The 20972-nt window shown below is 32.4% G+C and carries 24 protein-coding genes; 15 read left to right on the top strand and 9 right to left on the bottom strand.

Going from position 1 to position 20972, the window contains the following annotated elements; genetic code table 11:
• Positions 1 to 132: 132 nt before the first annotated feature.
• The 8 genes from LPB248_RS14095 (at position 133) to LPB248_RS14060 (ending at position 8351) form a co-directional block, all read left to right on the top strand.
• On the top strand, positions 133 to 2232 hold the full coding sequence (locus tag LPB248_RS14095) for a TonB-dependent receptor (RefSeq protein ID WP_177212005.1): 2100 nt from the start codon (positions 133 to 135) through the stop codon (positions 2230 to 2232).
• A gap of 23 nt (positions 2233 to 2255) precedes the next feature.
• Positions 2256 to 2807, top strand: coding sequence for a hypothetical protein (locus LPB248_RS14090; protein ID WP_177212004.1), 552 nt, complete (start codon positions 2256 to 2258; stop codon positions 2805 to 2807).
• Between the two features lie 233 nt (positions 2808 to 3040).
• Positions 3041 to 4201 (top strand): 5-(carboxyamino)imidazole ribonucleotide synthase, encoded by a 1161-nt coding sequence (locus LPB248_RS14085; protein ID WP_177212003.1) that lies wholly within the window; start codon positions 3041 to 3043, stop codon positions 4199 to 4201.
• A gap of 109 nt (positions 4202 to 4310) precedes the next feature.
• Positions 4311 to 4796, top strand: coding sequence for a 5-(carboxyamino)imidazole ribonucleotide mutase (gene purE / locus LPB248_RS14080; protein WP_177212002.1), 486 nt, complete (start codon positions 4311 to 4313; stop codon positions 4794 to 4796).
• 159 nt (positions 4797 to 4955) lie between these two features.
• Positions 4956 to 5183: a hypothetical protein gene (locus tag LPB248_RS14075; RefSeq protein WP_012022519.1), complete on the top strand. Its 228-nt coding sequence runs from the start codon at positions 4956 to 4958 to the stop codon at positions 5181 to 5183.
• Positions 5183 to 5470 carry a type II toxin-antitoxin system RelE/ParE family toxin gene (locus LPB248_RS14070; RefSeq protein WP_149206199.1) on the top strand — a complete coding sequence of 96 codons (288 nt, stop codon included), beginning with the start codon at positions 5183 to 5185 and terminating at the stop codon, positions 5468 to 5470. The genes LPB248_RS14075 and LPB248_RS14070 overlap by 1 nt, the downstream gene beginning before the upstream one ends.
• A 36-nt stretch (positions 5471 to 5506) precedes the next feature.
• The gene (locus LPB248_RS14065; protein WP_177212001.1) at positions 5507 to 7534 is read left to right on the top strand and encodes a M3 family metallopeptidase; all 2028 of its coding nucleotides are present in this window, start codon (positions 5507 to 5509) and stop codon (positions 7532 to 7534) included.
• 157 nt (positions 7535 to 7691) lie between these two features.
• Positions 7692 to 8351: a vancomycin high temperature exclusion protein gene (locus LPB248_RS14060; RefSeq protein ID WP_177212000.1), complete on the top strand. Its 660-nt coding sequence runs from the start codon at positions 7692 to 7694 to the stop codon at positions 8349 to 8351.
• Positions 8352 to 8361: 10 nt separating this feature from the next.
• Here LPB248_RS14060 and LPB248_RS14055 read toward each other — a convergent pair whose 3' ends face one another.
• The 8 genes from LPB248_RS14055 to LPB248_RS14025 all read right to left on the bottom strand — a co-directional run bounded on the left by LPB248_RS14055 (position 8362) and on the right by LPB248_RS14025 (position 15174).
• Positions 8362 to 9084, bottom strand: a complete 723-nt coding sequence (locus tag LPB248_RS14055) for a hypothetical protein (protein ID WP_177211999.1) — start codon at positions 9082 to 9084, stop codon at positions 8362 to 8364.
• 100 nt (positions 9085 to 9184) lie between these two features.
• A complete protein-coding gene (locus LPB248_RS14050; RefSeq protein WP_218279828.1) occupies positions 9185 to 9928 on the bottom strand; it encodes a hypothetical protein in 744 nt (247 codons plus the stop codon).
• 83 nt (positions 9929 to 10011) lie between these two features.
• On the bottom strand, positions 10012 to 10230 hold the full coding sequence (locus LPB248_RS14045; RefSeq protein ID WP_177211997.1) for a hypothetical protein: 219 nt from the start codon (positions 10228 to 10230) through the stop codon (positions 10012 to 10014).
• A gap of 379 nt (positions 10231 to 10609) precedes the next feature.
• Positions 10610 to 11257 carry a helix-turn-helix transcriptional regulator gene (locus LPB248_RS14040; RefSeq protein WP_177211996.1) on the bottom strand — a complete coding sequence of 216 codons (648 nt, stop codon included), beginning with the start codon at positions 11255 to 11257 and terminating at the stop codon, positions 10610 to 10612.
• Between the two features lie 41 nt (positions 11258 to 11298).
• Positions 11299 to 11430, bottom strand: a complete 132-nt coding sequence (locus tag LPB248_RS17095) for a hypothetical protein (RefSeq protein WP_255462948.1) — start codon at positions 11428 to 11430, stop codon at positions 11299 to 11301.
• A gap of 246 nt (positions 11431 to 11676) precedes the next feature.
• A complete protein-coding gene (locus tag LPB248_RS14035; RefSeq protein ID WP_177211995.1) occupies positions 11677 to 12939 on the bottom strand; it encodes a cation:proton antiporter in 1263 nt (420 codons plus the stop codon).
• Positions 12940 to 13137: 198 nt separating this feature from the next.
• Positions 13138 to 14625, bottom strand: coding sequence for a hypothetical protein (locus LPB248_RS14030; protein ID WP_177211994.1), 1488 nt, complete (start codon positions 14623 to 14625; stop codon positions 13138 to 13140).
• 135 nt (positions 14626 to 14760) lie between these two features.
• Entirely contained in the window at positions 14761 to 15174 is a 414-nt protein-coding gene (locus LPB248_RS14025; RefSeq protein ID WP_177211993.1) for a DUF1842 domain-containing protein, read from the bottom strand.
• Between the two features lie 329 nt (positions 15175 to 15503).
• On the opposite strand from LPB248_RS14025, the gene LPB248_RS14020 reads away from it, so the two are divergent.
• The 7 genes from LPB248_RS14020 to LPB248_RS13990 all read left to right on the top strand — a co-directional run bounded on the left by LPB248_RS14020 (position 15504) and on the right by LPB248_RS13990 (position 19656).
• Entirely contained in the window at positions 15504 to 16007 is a 504-nt protein-coding gene (locus LPB248_RS14020) for a GbsR/MarR family transcriptional regulator (protein WP_177211992.1), read from the top strand.
• 60 nt (positions 16008 to 16067) lie between these two features.
• On the top strand, positions 16068 to 16805 hold the full coding sequence (locus tag LPB248_RS14015; RefSeq protein ID WP_177211991.1) for a YqjF family protein: 738 nt from the start codon (positions 16068 to 16070) through the stop codon (positions 16803 to 16805).
• Positions 16806 to 16824: 19 nt separating this feature from the next.
• The gene (locus LPB248_RS14010; RefSeq protein WP_177211990.1) at positions 16825 to 17178 is read left to right on the top strand and encodes a hypothetical protein; all 354 of its coding nucleotides are present in this window, start codon (positions 16825 to 16827) and stop codon (positions 17176 to 17178) included.
• A 12-nt stretch (positions 17179 to 17190) separates the two neighbouring features.
• Complete coding sequence (locus tag LPB248_RS14005; protein WP_177211989.1) at positions 17191 to 17577, top strand: hypothetical protein; 387 nt, start codon at positions 17191 to 17193, stop codon at positions 17575 to 17577.
• Positions 17578 to 17686: 109 nt separating this feature from the next.
• Positions 17687 to 18595, top strand: a complete 909-nt coding sequence (locus tag LPB248_RS14000) for a TIGR01777 family oxidoreductase (RefSeq protein WP_177211988.1) — start codon at positions 17687 to 17689, stop codon at positions 18593 to 18595.
• Positions 18596 to 18738: 143 nt separating this feature from the next.
• Positions 18739 to 19194, top strand: a complete 456-nt coding sequence (locus LPB248_RS13995) for an SRPBCC family protein (RefSeq protein WP_177211987.1) — start codon at positions 18739 to 18741, stop codon at positions 19192 to 19194.
• Between the two features lie 66 nt (positions 19195 to 19260).
• Entirely contained in the window at positions 19261 to 19656 is a 396-nt protein-coding gene (locus LPB248_RS13990) for a DUF1090 family protein (RefSeq protein WP_177211986.1), read from the top strand.
• Between the two features lie 360 nt (positions 19657 to 20016).
• Here LPB248_RS13990 and LPB248_RS13985 read toward each other — a convergent pair whose 3' ends face one another.
• The gene (locus LPB248_RS13985; protein WP_177211985.1) at positions 20017 to 20829 is read right to left on the bottom strand and encodes a hypothetical protein; all 813 of its coding nucleotides are present in this window, start codon (positions 20827 to 20829) and stop codon (positions 20017 to 20019) included.
• Positions 20830 to 20972 lie beyond the last annotated feature (143 nt).

The raw sequence follows: 20972 nt of genomic DNA, 5'->3' as shown, positions 1-20972 counted from the left end.
AGATGTTATTAAGAAAATTAGTTTTCGCACATAGTTACTATGTGCTTTTGACAAGTAAAACGCCTTTTTTGCCTCAATCAATGCTGTGTTTCTATGTGTTAAAATAAAACTGCCTTTTAATCAGCTCATTTTATGCCTTTTCAAAAATATTTTCTTATTCTCTTTATTCTTTTTATTTCTAAAAGCATCTCAGCACAAGAAAAAATTCAAAATATTGATTCAGTTAAAACTCAAAAACTGAATGAAGTTTTAATAAGTCCACTACACATTAATCGTGATTTACAAAATAGTCCCGCTTCAATTGGTATTTTATCTGAGAAAGAATTACTTCGAAATAATACTACCGACATAAGCAATGTGATTAACACAATTCCTGGTGTTTTTATGCAATCATCAAACATTACTACAACCCGAATTTCTATTCGCGGAATTGGTGCTAGAACTCCATACGGAACCAATAAAATCAGAGCTTTTTACGGAAGCATTCCATTAACTTCTGGAAACAGTGAAACCGTAATTGACGATATTGATCTTCAAAATATCAATCAAATTGAAATCATAAAAGGACCGCTTTCGAGTATTTACGGCGCAGGTTTAGGCGGTGCGATTTTGATTTCGCCAGAAACATTTAATAACGGAAAATATCAAACTGAAGTAAGTTCTGTTTTTGGCTCTTTTGGCTTATTGAAAAACAGAGTTGGTTTTAATTTGAATGAAAAAAGTACTTCTTTAAATCTGAGTTATCATAATTTGAAGACAGATGGTTGGCGTGAAAACAGCGCTTACAATCGTGAAGGAATTACGCTTGGCGGAGAATTATTCCGAAAGAAAAACAGCAAACTGACTTACTTTTCAAACTATACTTATTTAAAGGCTTTTATTCCGAGTTCAATCAACAAAACCACTTTCGAAAATAATCCACAAGCAGGTGCACCGACTTGGGTTGCTTCAAAAGGTTTTAAAGAATACAAATCGACTTTGGGCGGATTGGCTTATGATTTTAAAATTAATGATCATTTAAATAATTCAACTTCAGTTTTCATTAATTACAAAGACAGCAATGAACCGCGTCCTTTTGATATTTTACGTCAATATACTTTTGCTTCGGGCGTACGAACACAATTTTCGGGCGATTTTAAAATTGGGAAAATCACTAATCAATTTATTGGAGGAATTGAATATTTCGCAGACAATTATAGTGGCAATACTTTTCAAAATCTCTATCAGCAAAATAACGGAAACGGAAGTTTGCAAGGCGATCAACTTACAGCAACCAATCAAAAAAGGCATTTTTATAATGTTTTTTCACAAATCAGAACTTTACTTTCTGACCGATTTGAACTTCAGGCAGGTTTAAATTATAATAAGACCAAATTTGAACTTCAGAATGATTTTCCCGCTTCCGAAAATAATCCAGTGGAGCATTATAGTTATGATGGCATTTTTTCGCCACAACTTTCATTTTTATTTAAGCCGAATGAAATCCGAACCTTTTATTTTTCTGTGAGCCGAGGATTTTCTCTTCCTGCAACCGAAGAAACTTTAACTTCAACAGGAAATATCAATCAAAACATAAAACCTGAAACAGGTTATAATTTTGAATTAGGTAGCAAACTTCATCTTCTCAGCAAAAAACTATATGCTGAAATTGCCATTTACCGAATGGAAATTAAAGATTTATTGGTTGCCAAAAGAATTGGAGACGATCAATATGAAGGCGTAAATGCTGGAAAAACATTTCATGAAGGAATCGAAATTGCATTAAAACACAATTGGACAATCAATAGAACTTTCAATTTAAACTCTTATACTGGCGCTTCTATCGGAAATTATGAATTTAAAGAATTTGTCGATAACGGAAATGATTATTCTGGTAACAAACTAACTGGAGTTCCTGCCAATACTGCAAGTGCTGGTTTTAATTTGAATACCAATTCAGGTTTTTATTTTTCAGCAGATTTTCAATTCACAGATAAAATTCCGATGAATGATTCAAACGCCAATTTTTCAGATTCTTATTCTTTACTAAATTTAAAAACAGGTTATCAATTTGAAATTTTGTCTGGATTAAAAGCGCATCTCGATGCAGGAATTAATAATGTTACAAACGAAAAATACGCTTCCATGATTTTGACCAATGCAACCGGAGTTGGAAATGCACAACCACGATTCTATTATCCAGGATTGCCTATAAACTATTACGGAATTATCTCATTAAATTACTTATTTTAGCATTGTACTAAATACAAAAAACAATGCCGTCTGAATTGCAAAAAAAATTGGATTATGTTAATGCTTATAGAGAAAATCGTCTAAAAGCAGCGCAGGATGTTTTAGAAAACCCATCGCTTTTTAGTGAATTGGTTTCGATTTGCTTTTCACCAGAAGATAAAAACAATCATAAAGCCTGCTGGATTTTAGAATTTGTTTCGTACGAAGAATTGCATTGGCTCCAGCCTCATTTAGATTTTTTCTGTTTGAATCTAAAAATTTTAAAAGACGAAAGTTCCATGCGTCCAATCGCAAAAGTAGTTCAGCTTTTGGTAAAATCTCATTACAAGAAAAACGAAAATAGTATTTCTCTTTCCGAAAACAACTTACAAGATATTATTGAAGCTTCTTTTGATTGGTTGATAAACGATGTCAAAGTGGCAACAAAAGCCTATTCTATAAGAACTTTATATGTTTTAGGAAATCATTACGACTGGATTCACCCCGAACTAAAAGTGATTATTGATAAAGATTTCGGAGATCATTCAGCAGCATATAAAGCCGTTGCCAAAGAAGTTTTGAAGAAAATAAAATAGTTTTTTTGATAGCCACGACTCGAGCGATAGCGACTGGCGAAGCAATTCACGAATTATTATTAAATCTACCGTGAAAAATAATTCGTGAATTCGTGGCGTAAAACAAAAAGTAAAAAATCCTTTTAATCTGTGGCAAAAATTTAAAAAATATAATTCGTGAATTCGTGGCGAAAAAAACTAAATTTTGGCTGAAAAAAGATTAAAAGGTATCTTTGCAAAAACAACAACACAAAATGAATTATTTTTCTTCTGATTTTAAATTAGGAATATTAGGTGGCGGACAATTAGGTAAAATGCTTTTGTTCGATACTCGAAAATTTGACATACAAACTTACGTTCTTGATCCAAGCGACGAAGCGCCCAGTAAAATTGCTTGCAACAAATTCTTTCAAGGCGATTTAATGGACTATGAAACGGTTTATAATTTTGGGAAACAAGTCGATGTTTTGACTTTTGAAATCGAATTGGTAAACCTGGAAGCTTTAACGCAATTAGAAAACGAAGGTTTAAAAATATATCCATCTCCAAAAACCTTAAAAGGAATTCAGAATAAAGGTGTTCAAAAAGATTTTTACGCTAAAAATAATATCCCAACCGCACCATTCGAAAGATTTGAAAATTTAGAAAATCTAAAATCTGCACTCGTTAATCAACAATCAACAATCAAATTGCCTTTTGTATGGAAATGTACCGAATTTGGTTATGATGGAAATGGTGTCAAAATAGTTCGCCAGGCTTCCGATTTAGACACATTGCCAAATGTAGAATGCATTGCAGAAACTATGGTTCCATTTAAAAACGAATTGGCGGTAATTGTGGTACGAAATCCATCAGGAGAAATGAAAACGTATCCAGTTGTAGAAATGGAATTTCACCCAGAAGCCAACCAAGTTGAATATGTAATCTGCCCAGCAAGAATCGATGATAAGGTTGCAGAAAAAGCTAGAGCAGTTGCTTTACAAGTTTCGGAGAATTTCAATCACGTTGGACTTTTGGCAGTTGAAATGTTCCAGACTCAGGACGATGAAATTTTAGTAAATGAAGTAGCACCTCGTCCGCATAATTCAGGACATTATTCTATCGAAGCAAGTTATACTTCACAATTCGAAAATCATTTACGTGCTATTTTAGATCTTCCGTTAGGAAACACAGACAGTAAAGTTGCCGGAATTATGGTCAATTTAGTGGGTGCCGAAGGTCATTCTGGAAATGTAGTTTATAAAAACATCGAAACCATTTTAGGATGGGACGGTGTTACTCCTCATATTTACGGTAAAAAACAAACTCGCCCTTTCAGAAAAATGGGTCACGTTACAATTGTAAATGAAGATATGGCTGAAGCGAGAAGAATTGCACAGGAAGTTAAGGAAACTATTAAAGTAATTAGCGCTTAAATTAGTTTTCAGTCGCAGTTACAGTATTCCGTTAAAACTAAACAAACAGTGTTTACAGTTTCCAAAAACTTGAAACTTTAAACCTGAAACAAACACACAAACAAAAAACATGAGCAAAGTAGCTATTATAATGGGAAGCATCTCAGACATGCCAGTTATGCAAGATGCAATCGACATATTAAAACAATTTAATGTAGAAGTTGAAGTTGATATCGTTTCGGCACACAGAACGCCGGAGAAATTATTCGATTTCAGCAAAAATGCACATAACCGCGGTATTTCGGTAATTATTGCCGGTGCGGGCGGTGCAGCACATTTACCAGGAATGGTGGCTTCAATGTCTCCGCTTCCTGTAATTGGAGTTCCAGTAAAATCAAGCAATTCTATCGACGGCTGGGATTCGGTATTATCAATTCTACAAATGCCAGGCGGCGTTCCAGTTGCAACTGTAGCTTTAAACGGAGCAAAAAATGCCGGAATTTTAGCCGCACAAATCATCGGAAGCCACGATAAAAAAGTTTTAGAAACTATTATTTCTTATAAAGAAGAATTGAAAGCGGCGGTTAATAAAGCAGCTGAAGGTTTAAAGAAGTAATTTCACAGAGATACACAAAGAAGACACAGAGACACACAATTTTTTTGTGTATCTCTGTGTTTTTTCTTTGAGATTCTTTACGGAATAGACCATTAGAATTATTAACGATTCATTATAAAAATTTCTAAAAGAAAAACTTAACTTTGAGAAAAAAGTAAAATGAACATTCAAACTTCTAAAATAGAGCTCGCTAAAATTGTTTTAGACATTGATAATCCTGATTTAATTCAGGAAATTGTAGAGTTCATTCAATCTAAAGAAAGCCTTTCTGAAAAATTAAAAAACAATATAAGTGAGGCTATTTATTCTTTAGATAATAATGAAGGAATTTCGCATGATGTTGTTATGGAAGAAACCAAAAATCGTTATTCAAAATATTTTAAATAATGAATGTAATTTGGGCTCCACAAGCTAAACAAGACTTTTGGAACAACATCGATTATTTGGAAACCGAATGGTCTGAAAAAGCTGCTCAAAATTTCATTGACAAAGTAAATACCACAATAGAACTTTTAAAAAATGACAATGTTTTATTTATAAAAACAAACTACAAAAGTGTTTATAAAATTGTCATTACCAAACACATTTCACTTTATTATCGTATCGAAAACACTAATTTAGAGTTACTTCGATTTTGGAATACTTTTCAGGATACAGAGAAATTCAAATTATGATTTTCTAATTTTATATTTTTAAATAGCATAAACAATATGAACGTTTTAACACAATACTTTAACACCAAACATAATACCGCACCTTTTTCGCAAATTAAAATCGAAGATTATGTTCCGGCTTTCAATGAAGGAATTGCTTTGGCTAAAGCCGAAATTGATGCGATTGTAAATAATCCAGATGCACCGACTTTTGAAAACACAATTGTTGCGATGGATTTTTCGGGTGATATTTTAGATCGTCTTTCTAGTATTTTCTTCAATTTGAATTCAGCTGAAACGAATGACGAAATGCAGAAAATTGCTCAAGAAGTTTCGCCTTTGCTTTCAGAATTTGGAAATGACATTCGCTTAAATGCTGATTTATTTGCGAGAGTAAAAGCAGTTTATGATCAAAAAGAAAGTTTGAATCTGAATCCAGAGCAAACAACTTTACTAGATAAAAAATACAAAAGCTTTTCGAGAAACGGAGCCAATCTGCCAGAAGACAAGAAAAACCAGTTAAGAGAAATCGACAAAGAATTATCGAAATTGAGTTTACAATTTGGCGAAAATGTTTTAGCAGAAACCAACAACTTCGAATTGCATTTAACTGATGAAAAAGATTTATCTGGTTTGCCAGAAGGAACAATTGAAGCAGCTAGATTATTAGCAAAAAATCAGGAAAAAGAAGGCTGGATTTTCACTTTAGATCATCCAAGTTATATTCCGTTTTTAACTTATGCTGATAATCGCGAACTGCGTAAAAAAATGGCGATTGCTTTTGGAGCAAAAGCATTTCAGAATAACGAATTTAACAATGAAGAAAACGTTTTGAAAATTGCTAAACTTCGTCATGAAAGAGCCAATTTATTAGGTTATAAAACACACGCGCATTTTGTTCTGGAAGAAAGAATGGCTGAAAGTCCAGAGAAAGTTTTCTCTTTCTTAAATGATTTATTGGCAAAAGCTAAACCAGCGGCTCAAAAAGAATTTGCTGAATTAACTGCTTTCGCGAAAGAACTAGACGGAATTGAGCAATTAGAAAAATGGGACGGCGCTTATTATTCTGAAAAATTAAAACAACAGCTTTTTAATTTAGATGATGAAAAGCTTAAACCATATTTTCAATTAGAAAAAGTTTTAGATGGCGCATTTACAGTTGCCAAAAAATTATATGGTTTAACTTTTACTGAAGTTTTTGATATCGATAAATACCACGAAGAAGTTACCACTTATGAAGTAAAAGATGCTGATAACAATTTAGTTTCCATTTTCTATGCTGATTTCTTTCCGAGAAAAGGAAAAAGAAATGGCGCATGGATGACTTCATTCAAATCGCAATATGTGAAAGACGGCGTAAACGAAAGACCACATATTTCTAACGTTTGTAATTTCACGAAACCAACAGAAACAAAAACTTCGTTATTGACTTTTAATGAAGTAACAACTTTATTCCACGAATTCGGACACGGATTACACGGAATGTTGGCTGACACGGTTTATCCAAGTTTATCTGGAACTTCTGTTTATTGGGATTTCGTAGAATTGCCAAGTCAGATTATGGAAAACTGGTGCTACGAACCGGAAGCTTTGGCTTTGTTTGCGAATCACTATGAAACGGGAGAAATTATTCCGATTGAGTACGTTCAGAAAATTAAAGAAAGTGCGAGTTTCCAAGAAGGTTTGGCAACGTTACGCCAATTAAGTTTTGGATTATTAGATATGGCTTGGCACGGACAAGATCCTTCTTCTATCACTGACTTAAAAGCTTTCGAAACAGAACAATTTGCCAGCACACAATTGTATCCCGATGTTAAAGAAAATGCGATGAGTACAGCATTCTCTCATATTTTCCAGGGCGGATATTCTTCTGGATATTACAGCTACAAATGGGCTGAAGTTCTAGATGCAGATGCTTTTGAGTATTTCCATGAAAATGGAATTTTCAACGAAGAAATTGCAAAAAAATTCAAAGACAACGTTCTTTCTAAAGGAGGAACAGAACATCCAATGGTTTTATACAAACGCTTTAGAGGTCAAGAACCGAGACCAGAAGCTTTATTGAAAAGAGCGGGATTATTATAGAGTCTCTAAGATACTATCCCGATAGCTATCGGGACTAAGTTGCTAAGTTTCCTAGAGAATTAAATTTTAAAACCGAAGTAGAAATGCTTCGGTTTTTTATTTGGTTTTACTTTAACTATCTTAGCATTTTTAAATCTTAATCTTACAAATACCAGCCGTGAAAAAATATTTTAAAATAGTGCTTTATCTTGCAATTATTGGATTGATTGCTATTGTTTCGGTAAACTATTATGTTAAATCTTCGACTAAAAAGAACATTTATTATTCCATAAAAAAGTTCCCTAAGAATGATGTCGGAATTATTTTTGGCGCAGGAATTAATGGAAATCAGCCAAGCAAATATTTAAAAGATCGTTTAGATGCCGGAATTATGCTTTGGAAAGCAAAACGCATCAATAAAATTCTGCTTTCTGGAGATAATGGTCGTGACGAATACGATGAATTGACAGTAATGAAAAATTACTGTTACAATCATGGCGTTGACACCACAAAAATCTTTATTGATTACGCGGGATTTGATACGTATTCAACCATGTATCGCGCCAAACATATTTTTAAGATTAAAAAAGCAACTTTAATTTCACAGGAATATCATTTAAATCGCGCCATTTATATTGGGCAAAAACTAGGCATTAAATCTTCTGGATATTCTGCCAATAAAGGAGAATATCTTGGATATAATTATGTTCGTTTTAGAGAATATGGTTCGGTTTTTAAATCTTTTTTCGATGTTTTAAGAAATCGCGAACCCCGTTTTTTAGGCGAAGAAATTAATATTAATGGAGAATCAAATTACTCTAAAGAAGATAAGCGATAAAATACTAAAATCAAGAAAGCAGCAAAGTTTTTAAATTTGTACCGCTTGGGTATTTTTTTGCCCAAGTTTGTCCATTTGAACTCCAGCCATTATTCATATCATAAGATACAGTTCTGGAGTTATCTGCACTTGCAGTCAAATCAACCATTATTCCTGGGTTTTCGGCAATTAAAACAACTGTATTGCTTTCAATGTTATTATTCGTAAACATTAAAAATGCTTTATTAACAGGTGCAACTTTAATATTCTGTCCGTAATAGGAGTTAAAAGCACAATTTCCATAATACTTCTCTTCACTATTATTGTAAATAGAAATTCCTGTTGAATATTTATCATTTGAGTTATTTTGGATTAATACATTATCGAAAGCATTTAAAGAATCAATCGAAACCTTTCCTGAATTTTCAATAAGCATACGTTGTTTTAATTCGATTTGATAACTTGAACCTGATACAGAACTTCTATTTGTGGCACTTCCTTTCTGTGGTCCCAATTGAGGTATGTATATCACACTATTTTCTTTAATCGTACTTGTGGATAAATAACTGCAAAGATTATCTTCCCATTCAATCAAAACAGATTGCAAAAAATCTTTAGTTATACTCCAGCATAAAGGCACAAATAACGAAGGGTTATCGGTTTTACTGGCAAGAAAGCAACATAAAGTGTAATTTCCTTGGTTTAATATTTCTACCGTATCTTGAGAAAACGTAGTTATTAATGAATATTTCATCAGCTTTTTCTTTTAATGTTGAAACGAATCCTGTATACTAGATATAAAAATTACTCTTCACCAAATAATGATGAAGAGTAATAAAACTTATCAATACAAATTATTTGTTTTTATCACTTAGAGCTTTTTCATCTCTACTTGTGTTTTCAATTAACAGTTTTTTTAAATCTGTAAAAGCATCGAAACTTTTTAGCCACGTTCCTCCGCCAGCATCCCAGCCTGAGTCTATCGAATAACTAGTTTCTCGTGAAGTTACTCCTGTAAGATTAATAAAAGCTCCAGCCGACATTGCTTTAGTGATTACCGTTGCTGTTACAATTTGCTCTGTAGAAAAAATCAATGCAATTTTAGTAATTGGCGTTATCACTCTTGAAGATCCAGCTCCTAAAATTGGAAAAGCACATAAAATATTTGATTTGCCATTTACCAATTGATTAATTCCAACTGTAAATTGCTGTGTATCTTTATTAAGAAAAGATACAGCACCATCATATCCGTCTGTACTAGATTCAATATTTCCAGAACCTTTTTCTATCGTTACTAATTGTCCTAAATCAGTTGCAATTGTGTTGCTTGCTTCAATTTTAGTTTTAGGCGCAATTGTAGTGGTCGAATTGTATGCTTGAAACTCTTCTTCCCAAGTAATTTTTGTTTTCCCCAATAATTTTTCTGTTGGTAGATTAAACCAAACAGTAGGAGAACCATCACCAGTAGCCGCTACAGATTTAAATCCGTATAAAGAATATCCCTGATCTTTTAAAATTTTTACATCAGCCGCACTAATATTAATTGTTGTGGTAAAAGTTGCCATAATTTTCATATTTGTTTGTATGTCCCTACTCATGGGCTTTTCGGGTTCCGCCCTGCATTATTTCCTGAATGCAAACAGTTCGTTTTTTAAAGTGGGTATTGCTCCGCTAAAATGTATTAAGCACTTTTCTTTCCAAACTTTGCAGTACCATCTTTCGTAGCTCCAGTAGTACACGGATAACTGTCTCCACTAACTCTTGTTCCACTTCTAACTTCATAGGTATATCCTGATTTAACTTCTCCCCATGATAGAACGGCAGAAAAACCTTCTTTATCTAAAGTTCCGTCTCCGTCAGCGTCTTTGACACTATTTCTGTAAAAATGTAATTTGCTCATAATTTTCTTATTTGATTACTAATTTTAATTTAAGCTATCGGCTTTTTTCTTTGCCAATAACATCTTTCATATCTACTTTATTCGGGTTTCAATACGTCTATTTATAACCTTTTAAAGCAAATTTGTAGCACTGAAATAAAAATCTAAACTCAAACAAAATTTTGATGTAACAGTAATGTCTCTCTTGTAACTTATTGGATATATTATATACCAGGTATTTCTGTTATCTTTTTTTATTTGAATTTGGACTCTTATCTTTCTTATCTGCAGAATAAGTCAACAAGCTTCTTAGATTCAATTTGTACAAATCCTGAATTCTAATAAGTCAAAATTACAAGTCAACCACTCATTTAACTTGTACAAAATCAGCTACTTATTATCAATTTGATTCATATTCCTTTTTTAATAAATTAATAAAGGGAAACAAAGTAGTTCTGCTTTCATATTTACTGGGACTGCAATTAAAATTTTTCTTGAAGACACGAGATAAATGGGCAACATCAAAAAAACCAGCAAGAAAAGCGGCTTCAGTTATTGATTTGTTTTGTAGCACTATTAATTCGGTAGCGTATTGAAGACGTATATCGCGAAGGAGGCGAACTGGTGAGAACTCAAATAAGGATTTCACTTTCCGATTGAGATTTGAGGAACTCATAAAAAGTTTGTCTGATAGCATTTCTATAGAAAATGCTTCATTATCAAGATTATCAATAATAGTAATTAGCAATTTTGCAAACCATTTATTTTCATCCTTTAATTGAATTAGTTTATTAAAACATTCATCGTTAAGGGGAATTTCCCAATCATGAGGATTAAAAACAATCATAAGTCCGTTTTTACGGTATGCCAATGGAGAAATCCCAAATTCCTGCTTGAACTTACGGCTGAAATGAGTTACACCACTAAAACCACAATAAAATGCTGTTTCTTCTATAGAATATCTGTTTTGACTCAGAATATGCTTTGCTAGATCCATTTTATAATGCAAAATGAGTTTCTTGGGCGAGAAACTCATTTCTTTTTTCATCTTACGGTTAAGTTGAGATTTGCTAATTTTTAATTGATTTGCTAATTGGTAAACGCCAAAAGATGCATCTGTTTTTTTTCTTGTATTATAACATGCACTTGGCTTAAAAAAGGCTCATTTAAAAAATAACTACTTAAATCAAATGCACTTTTCTTTCTTTCGAATTCTTTCATGATTAATTTGTTTTTGGATAATATTTAGTGGTTATTTCTTTATTTGCTTAAAAAAGCGCAAACAAAAAATGTGTCTTATATCTTTCAAAAAAAATATAATACATGCGAATTTACATATAAAAGATTGCAAAAAATCACAAAAAGTAATCTAAAACTTTCAAATTAGATAAAACTAAATAATAGAGAAACAAAAAAGACCTACAAAGAATATTCTTTGTAGGTCTTTTATTTTTTGTAACTCAATTTTTACTCTTTCTCTAAAACTCTTTTTGCCAACTTTCCAACAGTTAATCCTTGAACTACAATTGAGAATAAAACAACGATATAAGTTACCTCAAGCAACAAGTTTTTATATTCACTTTCTGGCATTGAAAGAACTAACGCAATAGAAACCCCTCCGCGAATTCCTCCCCAAACCAAAACCATCAAAGAACCTTTATTGTAAGCCGATTTAATTCCGAAGAACTTAAAGATATCGAAGAATTTCCAAGGTAAAACAATCGAAGTTAATCGTGAAAACAGTACAATAAAAATAGCAACAATACCTGTCAATAACTGTTTGTCTAAATTTGGAAGCAATAATAATTCGAAACCAATAAATAAGAACAAAACGGCATTTAGAATCTCATCAATAAGTTCCCAGAATTTCCCTAAATAATCTTTGGTCACTTCGCTCATGGCCACTTTTTTACCATAATTTCCAATAATCAATCCGGCAACAACCATTGCAAGCGGACTAGAAACGTGTAAAGCCTGTGCCACCAAAAATCCTCCTGTTACTATGGAAAGTGTTATAAGAACAGAAACTTTATAATCGTCAATTTTTTTCATGACTCTTGAAGCTGTAAATCCGAAGACAGCTCCCAATAAAAGTCCGCCGATTCCTTCTTCTATAAATAACAAAGAGATTGAGCTAAAAGTTGCATCAAATGTTGGATCGGTTGCCATTTTTAGAACAACAGCAAACATTACTACTGCTACTCCATCATTAAACAATGACTCACCAACAATTTTAGTTTCTATTCTTTTTGGAACTTTTGCTTCTTTTAAAACTCCTAAGACCACAATTGGATCAGTTGGAGAAATTAGAGTTCCAAAAACTAAACAAAATATGTAAGGTATTTTTATTCCTAAAAGTGGCGCGATATAAAAAAGAAGCATCGAAATTATCAAAGCCGATAAAACAACACTTACTGTAGAATAAATCATAATAGGCACTTTTTGTTCTTTCAGATCAGCCATATTTACGTGCAATGCTCCAGCGAATAAAAGAAAATTCAACATGGCTCCCATTAGGATTTCGTTGAAGTCGAATTCTTTTATCAGATCAAAAAAATGCTTAGTAGTTGCAGGAAAATAAGAATCTCCCAAAAGGCGAATTCCAACCGAAACCAACATGGCAATAATCATGATTCCGATGGTTCCTGGAAGCTTTAAAAATCTTAAATTCAAATAGGCGAAGAAAGATGCCAATACAATTAGCACCGAAAATGTGTAGTATAATTCCATAAATTGTGATTTTTACAAAAATAGCTGTACCATTATTTAATCAAAAATTTCTTGCGTTGAATTAACATAACTTTATTATTCGTTAAATAACTTCGAACCATTACTATAAATAAACAAAAGCCAAAGTAGAATTAAATCTACTTTGGCTTTATAAAATCGAAATAGTATAATTTAGTTTCTAATATGAAAATTATTTTTTTACTTTTTCTCTTTAATAAATTTCTCTAACTGTTTAGCTTTCAAGGCCTCTATTTCTTCTATACGTTTTGCTCTTGAGCTAGCAGAATTAGTAGCATTTTTACCAGTAAGTGCAACTGCAGGTTTAGTAAATAGCAAATAATCTCCAAATAAATGACTTAAGAATAATGGAGATTTACCTGGCCTTTTGTCGTCAAAGTTTTCAGATTGATGGCAATAAAAACAACTAATTAAATTTGTATTATTAATTTGGTGTATATCATTTTGGAAAGTCTGCGTATAGGTTTCCATTGTAATATTTGCCAAATTAACCGAACCTCTTGCTAATGAATCTGGAAGTGCACTTGAAATATCTCTAGTGACAATTGCTTTGATTTGATCTTGAGAAGAAAATCCATCAAAATCTAACCAAATAGAACCATTATAAAAATAATTATTAAAAACATCTTTCAGATTAGAAGCGACGCACTTATTAATATTATCAATATTATTAAAGTTAACTGGTTCTGTCTGACTTGTTGCCATAAATGAACCCGTGCCTAAATCTTTTGGAATACCATACTCATAAAGAATAAATGCCTTATTTGGAGTAATCGGCGAGGCTGTACTTTTTTGCCATTTAATCCCATTTATACCAGTACTTGTTCCTTTTTCATAAAACAACATTTCATTTGCAGCTGTTACAGAATTGTTTTTCTTATCGTAGACAGGTGCCATATCTTTATGCTCAAAAGTAGCCCAGATAAATTCAGGATGATTTTTTACAATCCCCACCACGTGCATACCTAATAATGCCACAGTTCTTGCAACATATTTCCCTTTACTGTTTAAAACAGCAGCTTTTGTTGTAAAATAATTTTTTTGCTGCTCTTTTGCAATTGCATCTATGTTAATCCAGGAAACTTTTAATTCTAATGCCCCAACAGGAAATGTTTCTGAATTCGAAACCGGTAATTTTCCGCTGTTGATCAACGCAGCAGTCGTAACAGCCTTGTCTTTTAGCAGATTGTTAACGTGAATTGAATAATAAACGGTATCTGCAGCATTGTTAAATTTTGGATTAGATCGCAAAACGCCACGGGAACCAGCCTGATTAATAGAACTCAGTGCTAATTTTATACCTAACTGTGGTACTACATCTTCCATTTGAGGACTCACCAAAGTTAAAGAATCTAAAAAGAAAGGATTTCCGCTAGGCAAAGGTTTTGTTACCCACAAAAACTTTTGCCATGACCATTGATGAAAATCACAGTTTGTAGTCGTCTTGCTATCAAACGGACTTCCATCACCTTCTGCTGGAGCTGGAGTCTGCTCATGAGGAAACCAGCTAGACTCACATTCGCATGGTGCCGAAGATGCCGATGCATTAGCATATCCAGAAGATGAATCGTATTTGTTTATTATTTTTTCCTTATTTAGAAAAAAGAGTGTAACAGCTGCTATCAAAACAACAACTACTAAACCAATTATAACTTGTTTTCTTTTCATTTGTTTTTTTGATTAAGTTTTTTTTTAGGGAATTGAATGTAAAAGAGCCGCCTGTTACAGACGGCTCCTCTGAATCCAAATTGTAAATAACACACGAAAATTTAATTCATCCGAGTTACTCACCTTTTGTTTTTTTTAAACCAACTCAGACTTTAATTCTTTTGCAGCTGTAACTGACACATTTTCAACAGCATGATTCCAATATCCGAAACCGCCTTTACCATTCCAAGCATTATCAATTGCTAAATGAGCATTAAATTCTGCTAAGAAAGAACCAATCCCTGGAGGCGGAACAGATTGAACGTATTGTCCTTGTAAACTCACTACCTGCGTAAATTCGCCAAACCCAGTAGAAAATATCTTTCCTTTTACTTGAACTACAATGTGGCTGTCTGCTCCTTTAACAGCTTGTGTAATTACTACTGTCCCTGAAACAGAATGTTGCGATGGAACAACGACTAAACTAAATGCTGCAATTGGAGCACCTAGTGTTCCTACATTTCCGATTGTGCCTTTTGCTAAATAAGCACCTGCTAATAATTCTGACATAATTTGTTGTTTTTGGTTTCCTACTCATAAGGCTTTTCGGATCCGCCCCGTTTTTTATAGTGGGTTCTGCTCCACACTTTTGTTAAAAAAACAGCTCAGAATTCATTTCAGATAAGTACTTAGGTTTATTTTATCAAATCAAAAGTGCAGATTCGAATAGTAGGCTTAAGATGAGAAATGAGACAGAGGCTTTTCTTACAGTAAACAAAGTAAAGAAGATTGTAAGAAAAAGAAATAAGTATAAATACCTGATTTTAAGAATATTCCTCTTTTTAAAATATCTTTCAATTATTTTTGAAAGTTTAAAAACTTTTACATACATTTGTTTCATGGAATTCAAAGAAGCAAAAAATAAGTTCGTACAAACCTGGGGAGCATTAGGTTCTCAGTGGGGAATTAATAAAACGATGGCACAGATCCACGCTTTATTGATGGTTTCAAACGAACCTATTTCTATGGAAGACATTATGGAAGAATTGCAAATTTCTCGCGGAAACGCAAGCATGAATTTAAGAAGTTTAATGGATTGGGGAATTGTCTATAAAGAATTTAAAGCTGGAGAAAGAAAAGAATTCTTTACAGCTGAAAAAGATTTAGACGAATTAGCAGTTAAAATTTCCAGAGAAAGAAGTAAAAGAGAAATTAAACCAACGCTAAAAATCTTAAAAGAAGTTTCGACTATTGAAGCAAAAGATTCAGCAGAAGAAAAACACTTTGTAGATCAAACCACCAAATTATACGATTTTGTTTTGAAAGCAGATAATATGTTAGACAAAATGACCGAGTTTAATGATAACTGGCTAGGAAAATTGGTTATGAAAATGATGAAGTAAAAAAATTTAATTCAAACTTTCATTTTTTTCTGAAAGTTTAAAACTTTAAAAACAATTGATATGAACTTCTTAAAAGCAGAATGGAAAAATTTAGCACTTTTCAATTATGAAATTGATGCTGAAATCTTAGAGAAATATCTTCCTGCAGGAACTCAAATTGACATTTGGAACAACAAATGTTACGTAAGCTTGGTCGGATTTATGTTTAAAAATACCAAAGTTTTAGGATTGAAAGTTCCGTTTCATATCGATTTTGAAGAAGTGAATCTGAGATTTTATGTAAAACGTTTTGAAAACGGTGTATGGAAACGTGGTGTAGTTTTCATTAAAGAAATTGTTCCTAAAAAAGCCATCACTTTTATCGCCAATACTTTGTATCAAGAACATTATGAAACTCAGAAAATGAGATATGAAATAATAGAAAATCAAAACACGAATACTTTTATCTATCAATGGAAGAATGACAAAGAATGGAACACAATTGAAATTGAAACCCAAAAAGATTTAAGTAAAATCGAAATCGATTCTGAAGCTGAATTCATTACAGAACATTACTTCGGATATACAAAAATCGATGAAGAAACCACTTTTGAATATGAAGTGACACACCCGAGATGGGAACAATTTGAAGTTGTAAATCATAGAATTGATATTGATTTCGAAAAAAATTATGGAAACGATTTTGGATTTCTTCAAACTCAAAAACCAACTTCTATTTTCTTAGCTCAAGGTTCAAAAATTACAGTGAAGAACAAAAGGAAATTGCAAATGCTACCTGTTCTGAAAGAGATGTATTAACCTCATAAATTGGGAAATCATGAATTTTAATATCATTGGGTATTTTGTTTACCTCAGCATAACCATTTTCATTATCCTAAAAGTTGGGAAAATCTGCTACAAAAACGGGAATATTTTTGTTTTAGAACTAATTCCAAATCACGCCGATCTCTGCCAAAAAATTAATCAGGTTTTACTTCTAGCCTATTACCTTTTAAATATTGGCTATTGTGCAATGACTTTAATTTCCTGGCAAAAAATTATTTCTTCGTCTCAATTGGTCGAAATACTCTGCATCAAAACAGCTGTCATAATTTTTATTATCTCAATACTGCATTACCTCAACATTTTGGTTATAACCAAATACGCTAAAAAAATAATTAACAACAACTAAAATTCAAATATTATGGAAACTACAAAAATCTTAATTGGTTACGGAATTTATTTACCAGTCGCTTTATTTTTAACTTATTATGTTTCTAAAACCCTTTTCAAAAATGGAAAAATCTTTATGTTAGATATATTTAAAGGCCACGAGGAAATTGCCGAAGCAACGAACAAACTTTTTGAAACTGGATTCTATCTTTTAAATATTGGTTTTGCATTAATGATTCTAGAACTGCAATTAAACCAAGACAGTTATCAGGAATTAATTGAAAGACTGAGTTATAAAATTGGTGGATTTTCTATTTATCTTGGCATCATGTTGTTCTTTAATCTGTATTTCTTTTTTAGAGGAAAAAGAAAAGCTAAAGAAGCTCAAAGAGAAGAAAGATTAGTTTTTAAAGCTTAAAACTATTTGCCACGAATTTCACTAATTTTCACTAATTAATTTTCAAATTGCCTTTATGCTTTTTTAAATTCGTGAAAATTTGTGCGATTCGTGGCTAAAAAAAACTCAAATGAAAAAACTTATAATTGCAGCCGGAACAGGTTTTCTCGGACAAGTTTTAATCCATCATTTCAAAGATAAATTTGAAGAAATTGTAATTCTCACCCGAGAAAAATCTAAAACAATTAACGGAATTAAGTATGTAAACTGGAATGCCAGAACTTTTACTGGCTGGGAAAAGGAATTAGAAAATGCTTCAGTCTTAATTAATCTTGCTGGAAAATCTGTTGATTGCCGCTATACGAAAGAGAACAAAAAAGAGATTCTTTGGTCACGAATTGACAGTACAAAAGCCTTAAACAAAGCGGTTTTGAATTGTAAAAATCCACCTAAACATTGGCTGAATTCTTCAACTGCAACTATTTACCGCTTTTCACTTGACAAACAAATGGATGAAATAGACGGCGAAATTGGAAATGATTTTTCTATAAATGTGGCGCTTTCTTGGGAAAAAGCATTCTTTAAAACCGAAACTCCAAAGACTTTAAAAACCGCTTTGCGAACTTCAATTGTTTTAGGCAAAAATGGCGGTGCTTTTGTTCCGTTAAAGACTTTGGCAAAAATAGGTTTTGGAGGAAAACAAGGAAGCGGCAATCAATTTGTAAGCTGGATTCATGAAGAAGATTTTGCCAATGCGGTTGGTTTTATTATTGAAAAAGAAATGTCTGGTGTGATCAATATTGTTTCTCCTACTCCAATTCGAAATGTTGATTTTATGGAAAAACTTCGAAAAGCTGTTGGTTTTCCTTTTGGAATTCCGTTGAATAAATTCTTTTTGGAAATCGGATCTTTTTTCATTCGAACTGAAACCGAATTGGTTTTGAAAAGCAGGAATGTAATTCCGAAACGGCTTTGGGAAAATGGTTTTCAATTTAAGTTTGGGGATATTGATGAGGCATTTAAAAATTTATTGCGATAAAACAATGTGCATTTTTGTCATCCTGACGGAGGAAGGATCACACACGAAGCTCGACAAAGAATTGTCGATATAAATTGCGGAGTTCCTAGTGTGATCCCTCGTTCCTCGGGATGACAAGATTACACAAAGAAAAACTTAAACCAATGACAACAATAAATCTCATAAGTAAAATAAACGCTTCAAAACAAATCGTTTTTGATGTCTCAAGGAATATCGATATTCACCAACAATCTGCTAGTCCTTCAAAAGAAAAAGCGATTGCTGGAATAACATCTGGTTTAATAAATTTAAACGAAACGGTAACTTGGCGCGGTAAACATTTTGGATTTTATATCACTCACAAAAGCCGAATTACTGCAATGAATTTTTATGATTCTTTTGTAGATGAAATGGAAAAAGGCAAATTCAAAACCTTCAAACATGAACATTTTTTTGAAGAAGAAAATGGCATTACAATCATGAAAGATAAATTGCAATATGAAACTCCGTTTGGGATATTTGGAAAATTATTTGATGATTTACTTTTGAAAAAACATTTGACGAATTTTCTTTTGGAAAGAAATAAAATTTTAAAAGTGGTTTCAGAGAAGTACGTTTAGATAATTTATTTAACTTTATAAGTATTACTCTTAAAACGAATTAATTACAAATCAAAAAATATACTTATGAAATTGAAAACGATATTAACTATACTTCTTTTTACCATTTCTTTTGTTGGATTTTCTCAAAGTAATTGCACCACTTTAAAAGGATGCGAAAGAAAATTATGTGAATTAAACACAAAACTAGCTGCCGCAAAAAAAGCTGGAAATCAAAATCAGATAAAAGGTATTGAAGAGGCTATTGCGCAAACCAAGAAAAACTGCACCACTAAAACAGTAAATAAAGATCTTGACAAAAAGGTTAAAGAGAAACAGCAAGAAGTAAATGAAAGAACAGCCGATTTGAACAAGGCTATTAAAGACAATGAAAGCAAAGAAAAAATCGACAAAAAAAGGAAAAAACTAAATGAGGCTAAGGCTGATTTGAATAAGGCTTTGGCGGAACAGAAAACGAAATAATTTTATCTCATAGATTTAGCAGATTTGAGCAGATTTAAAAAAAACATTTTAATTGCCTACAGCTTTAGCTGGAGGATAAATTATGACAGATTGTTTCTTGGCTTTAGCCGAACTTTGCCATTTGGCTAAAGCCCTTATTGAAGAGTTCTTTTACCTCCAGCTAAAGCTGTAGGCAACCCAAAATTTAATAATTCATAAAATTTTCTTTTGAAAATGAATCTTCTCGTTTTACGGTTGCGTGAGGGATAGGAGCTGGCTACCGGAGTAGCGCGGATAGCCCGACCCCGATAATGCAGGCGGGCGAATAAGCGCAAAGTAATTTTGCCCGCTTGTATTATCGGGGGCACGCCCTAGATATTTTTATAGAAAAAGAATCATCAGCCACCAAAAAATTGGTACACTTTCTACCCAAAAAGAAGTATAATATTTGGAACGATTTGGATTGGCAAATGCAATAAACAACATCAGCATAATAACCATGATAAGATTTATAATTGCATCGTGATAATTGAATGTTGAAATAAAAACTTCTAAAAACCAAAACGGAATCAATAATAGAAATCCTAAAAGTTTGGTTTTCTTAACGCCAATTGTCTGTGGAACGGTTTGAAGGTGCGGATCATCATTTGCAAGATCCAGAATCTCAAAAACCAAAATCAACACAAAAACCAATATAAATCGCTGAATACATTTGATAAAGAAATCTGTTGTAAATGGAATTTCGGCATTTATGAGAGGCAAAACCAAAGTTGCACCAACCCAACAAAGCGCTACAATATAAATTTTTACGCCAGCCCAATTTCTGGCATTTTTTCGGTTTGGAAAAAATGGTAATGTATAAAGTGCTGTTATGGCAAAAATTCCAACGGAGACAATTTGGGTAATTCGCTTTAAATGGAAAAAATAATACCCAACCAAAATCAGCGAAATAAAACTCAAAACAGCTATAATTTTTAGCTGCGTTCCTATTTGATTTTTCTTTACACGAACCAGCGCATCATATTTTACGAAATTATATCCTACAATTGTGCCAAAAAAAACAAAAAGTGCCATCGGCTCATCATATTGAATATGAAATACATGAAACGTAATTCGCACAAGAGCGTAACACGATAAAGCCACATGAATACTGCTATTTAGATAAAAATCTAAGATTCGTTTTGATACTATCATACCTCAAATCTAATATTTTATTAACAAACCAAGTCTTTGATTATAAATTTGATAAAAAATGAAGTTAAAAATACCTATTAAATTAGTAATAATACTTAATTTTGCGCCACAAAAAAACAACACATTTACTTTTAAATGTGATT

The sequence above is a fragment of the Flavobacterium sp. LPB0248 genome, from assembly GCF_013388355.1.
Lineage (GTDB): Bacteria > Bacteroidota > Bacteroidia > Flavobacteriales > Flavobacteriaceae > Flavobacterium.
Note: the sequence above shows the minus strand (reverse complement) of the source record. Positions and strands in the feature narration are given on the sequence as shown.